The sequence below is a fragment of the Kribbella albertanoniae genome (assembly GCF_004348455.1).
Lineage (GTDB): Bacteria > Actinomycetota > Actinomycetes > Propionibacteriales > Kribbellaceae > Kribbella > Kribbella albertanoniae.
In genome coordinates this window covers 1-13,413 of the sequence record NZ_SMKA01000262.1, presented here as the reverse complement: position 1 = coordinate 13,413, position 13,413 = coordinate 1, and the positions used below count along the sequence as shown (strand labels likewise).

The window sequence follows — 13,413 nt, the reverse complement described above, 5'->3', positions numbered from 1 at the left end:
CGCTGGGGGTTAGGGAGGCTGGGAGTACGGCGAGGCCGTGGCCGGCGGTGATCAGGTCTAGGAGGGTGGTCAGGTCGGTGCCGGTGTAGGTGAGGGCTGGGCGGAAGCCGTCGGAGTCGGTGGCGGCGCGGAGGGCTGCGAGGGGTGCGGCGACGTCCGGTGCGTCGATCCAGCGGGCGTCGATCAGGTCGTGCAGGGCGATCCGGCGGCGGTTGGCCAGCGGGTGATCGTTGGCCAGGGCAACGACCAGGTTGTCGTGGGCGACCGCGCTGGTGCGCAGGGTGCCGGCGTCGACGAGCAGGAGTGGGTCGGTCGGCGCGGCCACGCCGTCGATCAGGCCCAGGTGGTATTCGCCGACCGCCACGCCGTGGGCGACCTCGGCGCGACCGCAGACCGTCAGCGTGACCACGGTTCCCGGGTGCGAACGCCGTACGGCGGTGAGAGCCGTGGCGAGTCTACCGCCTACGGCAGCCAGTGGCGCTGCGGCGATCGTCAGCGTGCCCGGCGGATCGCCGACCGCGCGGTGGACGTCGGCGCGGGCAGCGGCGAGGCGGAGGAGGATCGCGCCGGCGTGTTCGAGCAGCCGCTCACCAGCGGGCGTCGGGGCCACCGGCCGTCGCCCGAGGAGCGGCGTACCGAGATCAGCCTCCAGTACGGCGATGTGCTGCGACACGGCCGACTGGGTGTAGCCGAGCCGGTCCGCCGCAGCGGAGAACGAGCCGAGCTCGGCGACCGTGACGAAGGTGCGCAGCAGGTGTGGATCCACGAGATAAGTATCGGTGATACCCGGTGCAGAGATCATCGTTGGCGCTGATAGTCGTCGCCACCGCAAGATGAACTCATGAACGCCTACTCCGCACGTATCGCCCTGGTCGGTGACCGCTCGCCGCACGTCCGCTCGCATGCCCGCGTCCCCGGTCTCCTGGACCGACTGCGCGAACGGGACAACCTCGATCTCGACGTCTACTGGGTGCCGACCGACGAGGTCGACCCGTCGATCAAGGGCTTCGACGGGATCTGGCTGCTACCGGGCAGCCCGTACCGCGACGAGTCCGGAGCGATCCGCGCGGTCCAGATCGCGCGCGAGAACGGGATCGCGTTCTTCGGCACCTGTGGTGGTTTCCAGCACGCGATGCTGGAGTTCGCCCGCAACGTCTGTGGGCAGACCGCCGTACAGCACGGTGAGAACCACCCGGAGGCCGAGGACCAGCTGATCGTCGAGCTGGCGTGCTCACTCGTCGGCCACGAGGGCGTGATCCATGTGACGCCGGGGACGCGGGCGGCCGACGTACTGGGTGTTGAGCGGTCGACCGAGCGCTACCACTGTGCCTATGGCCTCGACAGCAGCCGGCTGGATGCGTTGCGCGAGCGGGGCATGGTCTTCAGTGCGTACGACGACGCAGGTGATCCGCGGATTGCGGAGCTGCCCGACCACCCGTTCTACCTGGCCACGCTGTTCCAGCCGGAGCTGGCGGGCGACGGCACTCGACCACATGCACTGATCGAGGCCTTCGCCCGTGCAGCCTGCGCCCAGAGCTAGCTGGCGAGAGTGGGACGTGGGCTGAGGCCGGCTGCCAGGTAGGCCTCGTCGATGAGTTGCATGGTGGCCACCGCGTCGTCGGCGTCGGTCGGCAGTGGGGCACCATTGCGGAGGTGAGCAGCGAAGGCCTCAAGCTGATATGTGTACGACGACTTACGGCCGAGTTGCTCGACCCAGTGGTCTTCCTTCGTGGTGACGATGACGCGGTCGTCGTTGTGCGGCAGCACGAAGCTTGGTGCGAAGGCTTCACCGCGAGTACCGATGATCTTGCAGCTGAAGTCGAGCGTCTCGGCGCCCATGCTGGTGCGCACTGCGCCGGTGGCGCCGTTCGGAAACTCCAGGTCGGCGTTCAGCCACTCGTCCACACCAGGCAGCCGCTTGCGCTCACCGGCGCGAGCGCTGACCAGACGCGGCGCACCGCCTGCCCAGGGCGCCACAGAGCGCTGGGCGTGCAGGGCGTAGCAGCCAACGTCCATCAGAGCGCCGCCCGCAAGCGGTAGCGACCAGCGGGGGTCGTTCTCCGGCGGCGGAGGCATCACCATGGTGGTTTCCACGTGCTGCAGCTCGCCCAGCTCACCTTTCGCAAGCAATTCGTGCAGCCGACGGGTCACCGGGTGGAAGAGGTAGTGGAAGCCTTCCATGACAGCCACACCGCGTTCCGCGGCAGCGTCGCGCACCAACGCTGCCTCAGATGCGTTGCTGGCTGAAGGTTTCTCCGTCAGCACATGTTTGCCGGCGGCAATGGCCTTGAGGTTCCAGGGGCCGTGCAACGCGTTCGCCAGTGGGTTGTAGATCGCCTCGACCTCCGGGTCGGCGAGCACGTCGTCGTACGACGCGTGCACGCGTTCGACGCCGTGCTCCGCAGCGAACGCCTCGGCCCGATCCCGGTCCCGGGCAGCGACGGCAACCAGCCGGGCGCCGGTCAGCCGGGCCGGTTCGGCGATCGCGCGACCCGCGATCCGGGCCGCACCAAGGATCCCGATACGCAGCGGTTCCATGCTTCTCCTCATCTCAGCCTGTAGCCAGCGCAGCCCCCCGAGTGGGCCGGCGGATGATCCAGAAGGCGACATCCTCCCGTATACAAGCCCCGGCAGATATCCCCGGACCGCCATCCGGACCCGGATTCGGGCACGTTCATCCTCCGTTCACGACGCTGTGTGTGCCGGTAGTTGAACGTTGGGTAATCGGAAGGGATCTGATCAAATCACCGCCTCGGGTCGACTGATCAGGGTGGAGGCTTCAGGATGTGCCCATGAGTACCGTGCAGGTCCAGGTTGATCGGAGCAGTCGGACGCCGTTGCATGTGCAGCTGGCACAGCAGCTCGAGGCGGCGATCCAGGGGGGAGAGCTTCCAGTCGGATCCCGGCTGAGCAATGAGGTGGACCTCGCGGAGGCGTACGGGCTGAGCCGGCCCACCGTGCGGCAGGCGATCGCCCGGCTGGTCGACCAGGGGCTGCTGGTCCGCAAGCGTGGCGTCGGGACGCAGGTGGTCGGCAACTCCGGGCAGGTGCGGCGTTCACTCGAGCTCACCAGCCTGTACGACGACCTGGCCGCAGCGCACCGTAAGCCGGAGACCGAGGTGCTGCGACTCGGCATCGCGCCCGCGACCGCAGACGTGGCGACGGCACTGCAGTGCGAGGTCGGCGACCGCGTGCTGCGCCTGGAGCGCCTGCGCCGGGCAGACGGCGAGCCGCTCGCTCTGATGCGCAACTGGCTACCGCCGGACCTGCTGGAGACCGACCCGACCAGCTTGGCCGAGCACGGTCTCTACGAGTTGCTGCGGGCCGAGGGCGTGCGGCTGAAGGTAGCGCACCAGACCATCTCCGCCGTACCGGCATCTCCGGAGCAGGCTCGGCTGCTTGCCGAGGAGCCTGGGCACCCGCTGCTCGCCACCACCCGGATCACGTACGACGACCACGGTCAGCCGGTCGAGTTCGGTTCGCACCTCTACCGCGCCAGCCGCTACTCCTTCGAGCACACCCTGATCCACCGCTGACGGCGACACTTATCCACAGGTAACTCCGAGCTAGTGGCAATAACCCTCTGTACTTGGGAGGATGGTCGCTCACCGTGACCAACTCATTGCTGCGATGCCCGGGGGAGACCGATGACAGCCGACCGACTTGCCGCGCGCCGGTCGGGCTGGGACGGTGCCGTCGAACTCATCGACGCCCAGGTCCGCGATGTCGTGCGTCGTGAGGGGATCGACCCGCTCCGCGACCCGGGCGCTGTGATCGCGATAGTCGCCACCGTCGTCAAGGAGTACGACGAGCGCAGCCTGACCGGCGTGGTTCCGCCGATCGGCGATATCGAGGCGGTCAGCCGCGAGGTCCACGACCGGGTCGCCGGATTCGGCCCGCTGCAGCGGTATCTGGACGATCCGGCGGTCGAGGAGATCTGGATCAACGAGCCGAGCCGGGTCTTCATCGCCCGCGAGGGCCGGCACGAGCTGACCACGACGGTGCTGACCGAGGAAGAGGTCAGTGATCTGGTCGAGCGCATGCTGAAGACGACCGGCCGCCGGGTCGACGTCTCGCAGCCGTTCACCGACGCCCGTCTGCCCGACGGCAGCCGCGTGCACATCGTGCTCAGCGGTATCACTCATCGTTTCGCAGCAATCAACATCAGGAAGTTCACGGTCCGCGCGACCCGGCTGAACGATCTGGTCCAACTCGGGTCGCTGACTCCGCACGCAGCGGCCGTGCTGGATGCGTCGGTGGCTTGCGGGCTGAACATCCTGGTCTCGGGCGGCACCCAGGCCGGCAAGACCACGATGCTGAACGCGCTGGCCGGGTCGATCCCGGGCAGCGAACGCGTGATCAGTTGCGAAGAGGTCTTCGAGATCAAGCTGCCGATCCCCGACTGGGTGTCGATGCAGACCCGGCAGGTCGGCCTGGAAGGTACGGGCGACGTCCGGCTGCGCGACCTGGTCAAGGAGTCGCTGCGGATGCGGCCGTCCCGGATCATTGTCGGCGAGGTCCGCGGCGAAGAGTGCCTGGATCTGTTGCTGGCCTTGAATTCTGGACTACCAGGCATGTGCACGATCCACGCGAACTCGGCGCGCGAGGCGCTGACCAAGATGTGCACATTGCCGCTGCTGGCTGGTGAGAACATCGGTTCGAGGTTCGTGCTGCCGACGGTGGCCGGCTGTGTCGACCTCGTCGTACACCTCGGGATCGCTGCCGACGGACGCCGCCGGGTGCGCGAGATTCTGGCGGTCAGCGGGCGGATCGAGGATCAGGCGATCGAGACCGAGACGCTGTTCGGCACTGTGGACGGGCGGTTGCGGCGGGCTGAAGGGCACCTGCCACACCCCGAGCGGTTCAAGCAGGCGGGGTACAACGTGTCCGGTCTGCTCACCGAGTTGCCGTCAGGTGCCGGCTGATGGGGCTTCTTCTCGGGCTGTTCTTCGGGGTCGGTCTGCTGCTGATCATCGCGACGTTCGTGGCGCCGGCCGAGGCCCGCGCTGCACAGGACGGTCGCCTAGTGACCCGCAGCCGCGACCTGCTGGCCAGTGCCGGGGTCGAGGGCGTGACGCCGGTCGCCTTCATCGGCGCGTGCCTGATCACCGGCCTGATCGGGCTCGTGGTGATGTTCGCGGTCTCCGGTGCCTGGCCGGTCGGTGTGGTGTTCGGTCTGATGGCCGGCGGTGCGCCGATCGCGTTGGTGCGGAGTCGCGCCCGGCGGCGGCTCGCCGAGTTCCGCGAGCTGTGGCCGGATGTCGTCGACAACATCGCGTCTGCGGTCCGGGCCGGGTTGTCGCTGTCCGAGGCGCTGGCGCAGGTGGGGGAGCGTGGACCGCTGCCGTTGCGGGAGCCGTTCCGGAGGTTCGGTGCGGACTACGCCTCGACCGGCCGGTTCGCGGAATCGCTGGACAGGTTGAAGGCGCGGCTCGCGGATCCGGTTGGTGACCGGGTCGTGGAGGCGTTGCGGATCGCGCGCGAGGTCGGCGGTGGCGATCTCGGTCGGCTGCTGCGATCCCTGTCGACGTTCCTGCGCGACGATGCGCGGACGAGGTCCGAGCTGGAGTCACGGCAGTCCTGGTCGGTGAACGGCGCGCGGGTCGCGGTCGCGGCGCCGTGGCTGGTGCTGGCGATGCTGTCGTTCCAGGGCGATGTGATCCAGCGGTACAACTCGACAGTGGGTGCGATCGTCATCGCCACCGGCGCCGCGATCTGCGTGCTGGCGTACCGGTTGATGTTGCGGATCGGCCGGCTGCCCGAGCCAGAGCGGGTGCTGCGATGACTCCGATCTTGCTCGGTGGCGCGCTCGGCGCATTGTTCGGTGCTGGTCTGCTCATCGTCGTACGACGCTTGCCGTTCCTGCGCCGACCGACGCCCGACGACCGGATCGCGCCGTACCTGCGTGATATCGACGGTTCCGAGGTGTTCCTCGGTGTGGTCGCGTCGAACTCGCCGTTCTACGCGATCCTGCGGTTGTTCGGGCCGTCGTTGCGGGCTGGTGCCCGACGGTTGGAGCGAGTGCTCGGCGGTGCGAACTCGATCCGCCGAAGACTCGCGCGTGCCGGGCTGGAGCGGACGGTCGAGGAGTTCCGGATCGAGCAGTTGCTCTGGGGTACGGCGGCATTCGGGGCTGGGCTGGTTGTATCGCTGGTGGCGGTGTCCATCGGGATTGGAAACCCGGTCGGCATGCTGGTCGTCTGCGCGCTCCTCGGCGTGCTCGGAGTGCTTGCCCGAGACACCTATCTCGGCACGCAGGTGCGCAACCGTGAGCGCCGACTGCTCACCGAGCTGCCCACGGTGGCCGAGTTGCTGGCGTTGTCAGTCGCGGCTGGTGAAGGTCCGGCCGCTGCACTCGACCGCGTCGCACGCTCCTGCCGAGGCGATCTCGCGGACGAACTGAAGCGGGTGTTGGCCGAGACCCGTGCGGGCGACACCTTGGTCAAGGCGCTGGACGCACTGGCCGATCGGACCGGACTGCTGGCCCTGTCCCGGTTCGCCGACGGGCTGGCCGTCGCATTGGAACGCGGTACGCCGCTGGCCGACGTACTGCGTGCTCAGGCCGGTGATATTCGTGAGGCCGGTCGGCGCGAGCTGATCGAATCCGGAGCCCGCCGTGAAGTCGCCATGATGGTGCCGGTGATCTTCCTGATCCTGCCAGTCACCATCGCTTTTGCCTTCTACCCGGGGGCTGTCGGAATCCGGCTGATCGCCGGATGAATCGAGGAGAGGTCATGTCACAACTGATCACGAGACTGTACGTGGCGTTGCTGACGCCACGGCCTGCGCGGAAGGAGCGCGGCGACGTCCCGGGCTGGGTGCTCATCACGGTGATGACGGCCGGTCTGGTGGTGGCGATCTGGGCGGTCGCCGGTCCGCAGCTGGCTCAGATGCTGAAGAACGCACTGGACTCCGTCTCCAACAGGTGATCCAAAGACTCGGACGGAGGAGCGACCGTGGATCCGCGGTCGTGGACTTCGTGCTGGTCTCGATGCTGGTGGTGCCGTTGTTCCTCGGCATCCTCCAGGTCGGCCTCTACCTGTACGTGCGCAACACCGTGACCGCCGCGGCCTCGGAGGGCGCCCACTACGCGGCGGTCCTGAACCGGACACCGGCCGACGGCCAGGCGCGGACCCGGGAGCTGATCAGCGGCGTCGTGAACGACCGTCTGGTCGACTCCGTCGACGCGAGCGCGACCGATATCGACGGCCAGCCGGGCGTCGAGGTCGTTGTCCGCGCACACATGCCGGCGCTGGGTCTGTGGGGTCCGGCGGTCGGCTTCAGCGTCGCCGGGCACGCCGTCAAGGAGACCGGCCAATGACGAAGGACGAACGCGGCAGCGCGGTCGTCGAGTTCTCCTGGCTTGCCTTGCTGTTGATGGTCCCGTTGATCTACGTGATGCTCGGCGTCTTCGACGTTCAGCGAGCCTCGTACGGCGCGACCGCGGCAACCCGCGTGGCCGGGCGTGCGTTCATCATCGTGCCGGACGGACTGTCGGAGGACGAGGCCCGCTCGCGTGCCTTCGAGGCGGCCCGATTGGCCATGCGGGACCAGGGGATGGAGCTGACCTCGGACCAACTCACGATCAGCTGCACCCCGGCCTGCCTGCAACCCGGTTCGACGGTCACCGTCACGCTGAACACGAGCGTCCGGCTACCGTTGATCCCCGACGCGCTCGGTGGCGAACCGCCCGCGATCGCGATCAGTTCTTCGCACACCGAGCCGTACGGCGACTACCGCGAGGCGAAGGGCGACGGATGAGCCGCCGGCCACGTGATGAACAGGGCCAGATGACCGTGCTGATCATCGGCTTCACCTTCGTCATCCTGCTGATGATCGTGGTGGTCACCGACATCTCCAAGGTCTTCCTGGTCCGGCGCGATCTCGACGCGACCGCCGACGGCGCCGTACTGGCTGCAGCCAATGGGCTGGCCGCGATCTACGCCCAGCCCGCGGCCGACGGCAACGCCGAGCTCGATCCCGAGCAGGCCCGCCGGCTGACCGCCGAGTACCTGGATCAGGTTGCTGCCAGCAACCGTTTCGATGGGCTCGACTGGTCCGCCGACGTCACCGGTACGACGGTTACCGTGCGATTGGCGTCGTTGGTCGACCTGCCGTTCCAGCCACCCGGCTTCCCGAGCGCCGCGGATATCGCCACCGAGGCGTCGGCCGTCGTACCGATTCGTTGATCAGGTCGTCCGGCGTGCGGGGATCAGGTAGAGGACGAGGACGATCGCCATCGTCACCACAGCGGCGATCCCGACCGCGTGGTAGCCGCTGACGAAGGCGTGCTTGACCTGCTCCAGCAGTACGCCGCTCGTCTGCTCGAAGCCGTCGACCCAGCTGCCGTTCGCGGATCCGCCGGAGAGCTGTGCCCGGTAGACGACCGTGGCCAGGCTGCCCAGAATCACCAGGCCGGTGGCGATCCCGATCTCGTTGGCCGTCTGCGCCAGCGATGCCGCCGAACCGGCCCGCTCCTGCGGTGCGTGCGAGATGATGTCGTTCATCAGGAACGGGAACGCGGCTCCGATCCCGGCCGTCGTGAGGACGGCACCGCAGATCGCCCAGCCGATGCCGGATTCGCCCACCGGGAGCAGCGCGAAAGGCACGAAGCCGATCGCCATCATCGCCAGACCACCCACTACGACGCGCTTCGGTTCCATCCGATGGCCGAGCCAGGGGCCGAGGTTCGAGGCGGCGATCATCGCGATGGTCGACGGGATCAGGCACAGTGCCGCAGTCAGCGGCTCCAGGCCGTGCACCGACTGGAGGTAGAACGCGATGAAGATCGACGTACCGCCCATCAGCAGTGCGGTGAGGAACAGCACCCACAGCGCGCGAGTCACACCAGGCTGCCGCAGCAACGACAGATCGACCAGCGGGTGCTCGAGGGTCTGCTGCCGCCGTACGAACACGATGCCGAGGGCGAGGCCGACCACACCCAGCCCGACGACCTTCCAGAGCTCAGTGCCGTTGACGGCCCACTTGAGCGCGGCGACCAGGCTGAGGATCGACACCAGGCACAAGGCGGCACTGCGCAGATCCAAGCGGGTGTCAGGCTGCGCCTGCGATTCCGGCAGCAGCCGAGGTGCGGCCAGCAGCGTCAGCACCATCACCGGTACGCCGAGCAGGAACACCGAACCCCACCACCAGTACTGAAGCATCACGCCGCCGATCAGAGGAGCCGCGGCCATCCCCAGCAGGAAGCAGGTCATGTAGGCGCCCATCGCCGAGACCCGGGCCTTCGGATCGGGGAAGATCTGGCCGAGCAGCGCCATCGAGGCCGGCATGATCGCGGCACCGGCGAGCCCCATCACCGCGCGGGTGACGATGATCATCCACGGCGCGGTCGAGAAGGCCGCGACGGCCGACGCGAGCGCGAACACCGCCGCGCAGATCACAATCAGCCGGCGACGCCCGATCCGGTCGCCGACGGCACCCATCGTGACCATCGTGCCGCCGACCATGAACCCGTAGATGTCGTTCATCCACAACAGTTCCGCCGGTGACGGGCGCAGGTCGGCGGACATCCTGGGCAGCGCGACGCCGAGCACGCTGATGTCGATCGCGATCAGCAACGACGGCAGAGCCAGTAGCGCCAGCGCGAGCCGAGGGCTGCGGCTTCGCGCTGTGGTGATAGTCATCATGGGGGGTCCTCTCGGGTGGTCTTCACCCATGCGTCGGATCAGCCTCCCGGTTTTTGACATCGTCCTGGGCACCATGTGCATCTGCAGATCGATTTGAGCGGGTTCTGCTGTCGCCACCACCGTGGCGGGTTTCCGACATGTCGTGGCGGTCCGGCGGAGTAGCGCCTTACGGTAAACGAAAGGTCGCTACATATTGACTGAGGAGTCGCCATGAACCGACGGGTCGGCGTTGTTCTTGCGAGTGCCATCGCAGCCGGGCTCCTCTTCGGATCGGCCGGTCTAGTGGCGCAGGCCGGTGGGTCGTCCGTCCAAGCAGCCTGTACGGCGCCCGCCTGGGCCGAGGGCGTTGCGTACGCGGCGGGTGCCAAGGTCAGCTACCAGAGCCGCACCTACCAAGCCCGATCCGCGCACACCGCGCCGCCCGGTTCTGGCTGGAACCCGATCGCCGCCCCCTCGCTCTGGCTCGACCTCGGGGCCTGTGACAGCACGCCGCCCACCGATCCGCCGACGACCCCGCCGCCCGGTAACGCCACCTGCGCGGTGAAGTCCCGCCCGGCCGGCAAGGTCCTGCACGGCTACTGGGAGAACTGGGACGGCTCCTCGAACGGCGTCCACCCGCCGTTCGGCTGGACGCCGATCACCGACTCGCGGATCGGCCAGCACGGCTACAACGTGATCAACGCAGCCTTCCCGGTGATCCTCTCCGACGGCACCGTGAAGTGGGAGGACGGGATGGACGCGACCGTGAAGGTCGCCACCCCGGCCGAGATGTGCGCGGCGAAGGCGGCCGGCCAGACCATCCTGCTCTCGATCGGCGGCGCGACCGCTGGTATCGACCTCAGTTCGTCCACGGTCGCCGACCGGTTCGTGGCGACCGTCGTACCGATCCTGAAGCAGTACAACTTCGACGGAATCGACATCGACATCGAGACCGGCCTGACCGGTAGCGGCAACATCAACCAGCTGTCGGCCTCGCAGGCCAACCTGATTCGGATCATCGACGGCGTGCTGGCGCAGATGCCGTCGAACTTCGGGCTGACGATGGCACCGGAGACCGCCTACGTGACCGGTGGCAGTGTCACCTACGGCTCGATCTGGGGTTCCTACCTCCCGATCATCAAGAAGTACGCCGACAACGGCCGGCTGTGGTGGCTGAACATGCAGTACTACAACGGCAGCATGTACGGCTGCTCCGGCGACTCCTACTCCGCAGGCACTGTGCAGGGTTTCGTCGCCCAAACCACCTGCCTGAACAACGGCCTGGTCATCCAAGGCGTCACCATCCGAGTCCCCTACGACAAGCAGGTCCCCGGCCTCCCCGCCCAAAGCGGCGCCGGTGGCGGCTACATGACCCCGTCCCTGGTCTCCCAGTCCTGGAACAGCTTCAACGGCCAACTCAAAGGCCTGATGACCTGGTCCATCAACTGGGACGGCTCAAAGAACTGGACCTTCGCCGACAACGTCAAGGCGCTGCAGGGCCGTTAGCCGCTCTTCGTTGGGCGCCTGGGGGATCGCCGGAGCGAGGACGAGCACCCTTGCTCCGGTCGATCTCTGGACGTGATCGCGGATCGTCGTCGGATATCCGAGGACGCCGAAATGATGAAGCGTCGGGACCATGACGCCCGTCGCCTTGTCATCCAGCACGGCGTCGATCAGCGCCCGGAAGGCGGTGGGGGCCGTCTCGAGCTTCTCAGTGAAGACCTTGCCGAGCCGATAGCCCTCCTGCTGCGCGAACTTGGCCATTTTGACGACAAGATCCGCATGTTCTCGTGGCGACATGAACAGGTGCTCACGGACGTATGCGTGCAGCACCGGCACAGGCTCTGTGGACTCGTCCGTCACCGGCCGCCTCCTTCCGGTTGTGCCGTCATCACCAGGCATGACTCTGCCGACGCCACCAGCCATCAATCGAGCAAGTTGCCGGAAGGTGCCCCTATCCCGCTTTGACTGACAGCTCGGTGCGGGTTCCGTATCCTGGAGCAGGTAGGCCGACCCAAGGGGCAACTTCTGGCAATCGGCTTGCTCTGGCGCCGACCGGAAGCCGAAGCTCGATGCGGCAACGTCTGGCAACCCTTGAGAGGCAGCCATCATGGCCCTGGACTTCGTAGGCATGGACCCCGATTCACCTGATGCCAAATGCCCGGCCGTCTTCGTTGATCCAGAGACCGGAGACTTTTACCTGCAGGGCAAGACCGTCACCGACCCGAAGATCCTTGCCGAGATTGCCAAGCACTCGCCGTTGGGAGCCGACGAGGCGGTGGTCCGCCAGCCCGCTCGAATGGCTGGTGTGCTGGCCGAGGCTGCAGCGGGAACCTATGAGCCGGGTCGCTTGGGCCACGGCGAGGTGGATCTGCTGGACTTGCTGCGCGGCGCGCGGCGATCCGCCGTGCACTTGGAGATGCGAGAGACCTACGACACCAGCGTTGCCGGCTTCCAGGACTTCCTTGCAGGCGGCCCTGGTGACTATGACATGTCGTCGTGGACGAAGCTCGTCGCGGAGGGTGTAGCCCGTGGTGTGAGGTTCCGGAGGGCTCGGGTCGTTTCCGAGCCGGTGACCGACTACATCCGGTGGGAGCACATGCTGACCACGCACAACATCGAGGCGGGCGAGGAAGTGCGCTGGCTTCCGCGCAGACAGGCCTTTGACCTGCTGTTGCCCGGCGCCGACTTCTGGATCATCGACGGCCGGTTGGTGGCGTTCAACTTCTCCGCGGGTGATGGAGCCGACACCGGCGAAGAGGAGTTCAGTAGCGATCCCGACCTCGTGGCGCGCTGCGTTGCGACGTTCGAGCATGTCTGGGAGCGCGCCACTCCGCATGCGGACTACGCGGTCAGGTAACTTGCTGCAGCAATGCCATCGTCCACATCCTCGAGTGCACAGGCCGCGCGGCAAGCAGTGGCCGATCAGTTGCGCGAGTTCCGCGAGCGGGCCGGGCTGACAGGACGGCAGTTGGCTGCGGCCGCTGGATGGCAACCGCAAAAGGTCTCGCGGATCGAACATGGTGTGCGCCCGATCTCGGCCGCAGACCTGGCCGAGTGGTGCCGGGTCTGCGGTGTGCCTTCCCAACGTGTCGAGGAGCTCATGGCCGAGCGCTCCGCGGCTGCGGGGATGTGGACCACCATGCAGCGGTTTCACCGAGCCGGCTTGAAGCAGGCGCAGGAATCGGTGCGTGAGATGTACGAGGCCGTTCGGCAGTTCCGCTGCTACCAGTCGGCGGTCGTCCCTGGACTGCTGCAGACCGCCGAATACACCACCGCCGGACTCGAATCCGTGCGTGACCTGCTCGGTCTGACGGTCGATGACGTCGCCGACGCGGTGGCTGAACGGATGGATCGCCAGGGCATCCTGCGGCGTTCGGGGAAGCAGTTCGTGTTCGTGGTGGAGGAGCATGTGCTCCACCACCGGGTCTGTGATCGCGAGGCGCACATCGAACAGCTGGCACATCTGGCGGCCGTGATGAGACTGCCGGCAGTCTCGCTCAACATCGTGCCCCTGGATATCGAGCGTCGGCTGCGGTGGCCCTGCGAGGGGTTCGTTCTGATGGATGGCCCGAGTGGGGTGAAGGCGACAGTCGAGCTGGTGTCGGGGTACCTCCAGATCACCAACCCGTCCGAGACGCTCCTCTACCGCCAGGAGTTTGACGCGCTTCTCGGCCGATCTGTCACGGGCGACCGCGCTCGCCGGATCATCGCGGCCGCCACCGCTCGGCTCACCTGATTCCTCCTAGCCGAACAGGCCGGGGTTGTCGGTGAGCCAGGTGGTGAA

16 protein-coding genes are annotated in these 13,413 nt (G+C 67.4%); 12 read left to right on the top strand and 4 right to left on the bottom strand.

Annotated elements, in window-relative coordinates; genetic code table 11:
- The coding region (locus E1261_RS36355; protein ID WP_132414274.1) for a LysR family transcriptional regulator at nucleotides 1–766 on the bottom strand (766 nt) is incomplete at its 3' end.
- A gap of 75 nt (nucleotides 767–841) precedes the next feature.
- Between E1261_RS36355 and E1261_RS36350 the strand changes: the two genes are divergently transcribed.
- Nucleotides 842–1,540, top strand: a complete 699-nt coding sequence (locus tag E1261_RS36350; protein WP_132414273.1) for a CTP synthase C-terminal region-related (seleno)protein — start codon at nucleotides 842–844, stop codon at nucleotides 1,538–1,540.
- Here E1261_RS36350 and E1261_RS36345 read toward each other — a convergent pair.
- Nucleotides 1,537–2,538 (bottom strand): Gfo/Idh/MocA family protein, encoded by a 1,002-nt coding sequence (locus E1261_RS36345; RefSeq protein ID WP_132414272.1) that lies wholly within the window; start codon nucleotides 2,536–2,538, stop codon nucleotides 1,537–1,539. The two genes, E1261_RS36350 and E1261_RS36345, sit on opposite strands and share 4 nt — an antisense overlap.
- Nucleotides 2,539–2,792: 254 nt before the next feature.
- On the opposite strand from E1261_RS36345, the gene E1261_RS36340 reads away from it, so the two are divergent.
- The 8 genes from E1261_RS36340 to E1261_RS36305 all read left to right on the top strand — a co-directional run bounded on the left by E1261_RS36340 (nucleotide 2,793) and on the right by E1261_RS36305 (nucleotide 8,189).
- Nucleotides 2,793–3,536, top strand: a complete 744-nt coding sequence (locus E1261_RS36340; RefSeq protein WP_132414271.1) for a GntR family transcriptional regulator — start codon at nucleotides 2,793–2,795, stop codon at nucleotides 3,534–3,536.
- 111 nt (nucleotides 3,537–3,647) lie between these two features.
- The gene (locus E1261_RS36335) at nucleotides 3,648–4,925 is read left to right on the top strand and encodes a TadA family conjugal transfer-associated ATPase (protein WP_132414270.1); all 1,278 of its coding nucleotides are present in this window, start codon (nucleotides 3,648–3,650) and stop codon (nucleotides 4,923–4,925) included.
- On the top strand, nucleotides 4,925–5,785 hold the full coding sequence (locus tag E1261_RS36330) for a type II secretion system F family protein (protein ID WP_132414269.1): 861 nt from the start codon (nucleotides 4,925–4,927) through the stop codon (nucleotides 5,783–5,785). The genes E1261_RS36335 and E1261_RS36330 overlap by 1 nt, the downstream gene beginning before the upstream one ends.
- A complete protein-coding gene (locus E1261_RS36325; RefSeq protein WP_132414268.1) occupies nucleotides 5,782–6,720 on the top strand; it encodes a type II secretion system F family protein in 939 nt (312 codons plus the stop codon). Before E1261_RS36330 ends, E1261_RS36325 begins: the two co-directional genes overlap by 4 nt.
- Nucleotides 6,721–6,734: 14 nt before the next feature.
- Entirely contained in the window at nucleotides 6,735–6,929 is a 195-nt protein-coding gene (locus tag E1261_RS36320; RefSeq protein ID WP_132414267.1) for a hypothetical protein, read from the top strand.
- A 41-nt stretch (nucleotides 6,930–6,970) separates the two neighbouring features.
- A complete protein-coding gene (locus tag E1261_RS36315) occupies nucleotides 6,971–7,321 on the top strand; it encodes a TadE family protein (protein WP_238176648.1) in 351 nt (116 codons plus the stop codon).
- A complete protein-coding gene (locus tag E1261_RS36310) occupies nucleotides 7,318–7,761 on the top strand; it encodes a hypothetical protein (RefSeq protein ID WP_132414266.1) in 444 nt (147 codons plus the stop codon). Before E1261_RS36315 ends, E1261_RS36310 begins: the two co-directional genes overlap by 4 nt.
- Before the next feature lie 29 nt (nucleotides 7,762–7,790).
- Nucleotides 7,791–8,189 carry a Tad domain-containing protein gene (locus E1261_RS36305; RefSeq protein WP_132414265.1) on the top strand — a complete coding sequence of 133 codons (399 nt, stop codon included), beginning with the start codon at nucleotides 7,791–7,793 and terminating at the stop codon, nucleotides 8,187–8,189.
- Here E1261_RS36305 and E1261_RS36300 read toward each other — a convergent pair whose 3' ends face one another.
- Nucleotides 8,190–9,647, bottom strand: coding sequence for an MFS transporter (locus E1261_RS36300; protein ID WP_165952759.1), 1,458 nt, complete (start codon nucleotides 9,645–9,647; stop codon nucleotides 8,190–8,192). It abuts the gene before it with no gap.
- Between the two features lie 210 nt (nucleotides 9,648–9,857).
- Between E1261_RS36300 and E1261_RS36295 the strand changes: the two genes are divergently transcribed.
- Nucleotides 9,858–11,132 (top strand): glycosyl hydrolase family 18 protein, encoded by a 1,275-nt coding sequence (locus tag E1261_RS36295; RefSeq protein ID WP_132414263.1) that lies wholly within the window; start codon nucleotides 9,858–9,860, stop codon nucleotides 11,130–11,132.
- Here the strand turns inward: E1261_RS36295 and E1261_RS36290 are convergent.
- Entirely contained in the window at nucleotides 11,082–11,489 is a 408-nt protein-coding gene (locus tag E1261_RS36290; RefSeq protein ID WP_132414262.1) for a hypothetical protein, read from the bottom strand. The two genes, E1261_RS36295 and E1261_RS36290, sit on opposite strands and share 51 nt — an antisense overlap.
- A 247-nt stretch (nucleotides 11,490–11,736) precedes the next feature.
- Between E1261_RS36290 and E1261_RS36285 the strand changes: the two genes are divergently transcribed.
- Nucleotides 11,737–12,486, top strand: coding sequence for a DUF6879 family protein (locus E1261_RS36285; protein WP_202875352.1), 750 nt, complete (start codon nucleotides 11,737–11,739; stop codon nucleotides 12,484–12,486).
- A gap of 12 nt (nucleotides 12,487–12,498) precedes the next feature.
- Complete coding sequence (locus E1261_RS36280; protein WP_132414261.1) at nucleotides 12,499–13,365, top strand: helix-turn-helix domain-containing protein; 867 nt, start codon at nucleotides 12,499–12,501, stop codon at nucleotides 13,363–13,365.
- The last annotated feature ends 48 nt before the right edge of the window (nucleotides 13,366–13,413 follow it).

Coding starts and splice junctions, on each gene's coding strand:
- E1261_RS36340 (WP_132414271.1), top strand. CDS start 2,793: ATGAGTACCGTGCAGGTCCAGGTTGATCGGAGCAGTCGGACGCCGTTG.
- E1261_RS36330 (WP_132414269.1), top strand. CDS start 4,925: ATGGGGCTTCTTCTCGGGCTGTTCTTCGGGGTCGGTCTGCTGCTGATC.
- E1261_RS36280 (WP_132414261.1), top strand. CDS start 12,499: ATGCCATCGTCCACATCCTCGAGTGCACAGGCCGCGCGGCAAGCAGTG.
- E1261_RS36325 (WP_132414268.1), top strand. CDS start 5,782: ATGACTCCGATCTTGCTCGGTGGCGCGCTCGGCGCATTGTTCGGTGCT.
- E1261_RS36320 (WP_132414267.1), top strand. CDS start 6,735: ATGTCACAACTGATCACGAGACTGTACGTGGCGTTGCTGACGCCACGG.
- E1261_RS36300 (WP_165952759.1), bottom strand. CDS start 9,647: ATGATGACTATCACCACAGCGCGAAGCCGCAGCCCTCGGCTCGCGCTG.
- E1261_RS36305 (WP_132414265.1), top strand. CDS start 7,791: ATGACCGTGCTGATCATCGGCTTCACCTTCGTCATCCTGCTGATGATC.
- E1261_RS36350 (WP_132414273.1), top strand. CDS start 842: ATGAACGCCTACTCCGCACGTATCGCCCTGGTCGGTGACCGCTCGCCG.
- E1261_RS36310 (WP_132414266.1), top strand. CDS start 7,318: ATGACGAAGGACGAACGCGGCAGCGCGGTCGTCGAGTTCTCCTGGCTT.
- E1261_RS36295 (WP_132414263.1), top strand. CDS start 9,858: ATGAACCGACGGGTCGGCGTTGTTCTTGCGAGTGCCATCGCAGCCGGG.
- E1261_RS36345 (WP_132414272.1), bottom strand. CDS start 2,538: ATGGAACCGCTGCGTATCGGGATCCTTGGTGCGGCCCGGATCGCGGGT.
- E1261_RS36285 (WP_202875352.1), top strand. CDS start 11,737: ATGGCCCTGGACTTCGTAGGCATGGACCCCGATTCACCTGATGCCAAA.
- E1261_RS36335 (WP_132414270.1), top strand. CDS start 3,648: ATGACAGCCGACCGACTTGCCGCGCGCCGGTCGGGCTGGGACGGTGCC.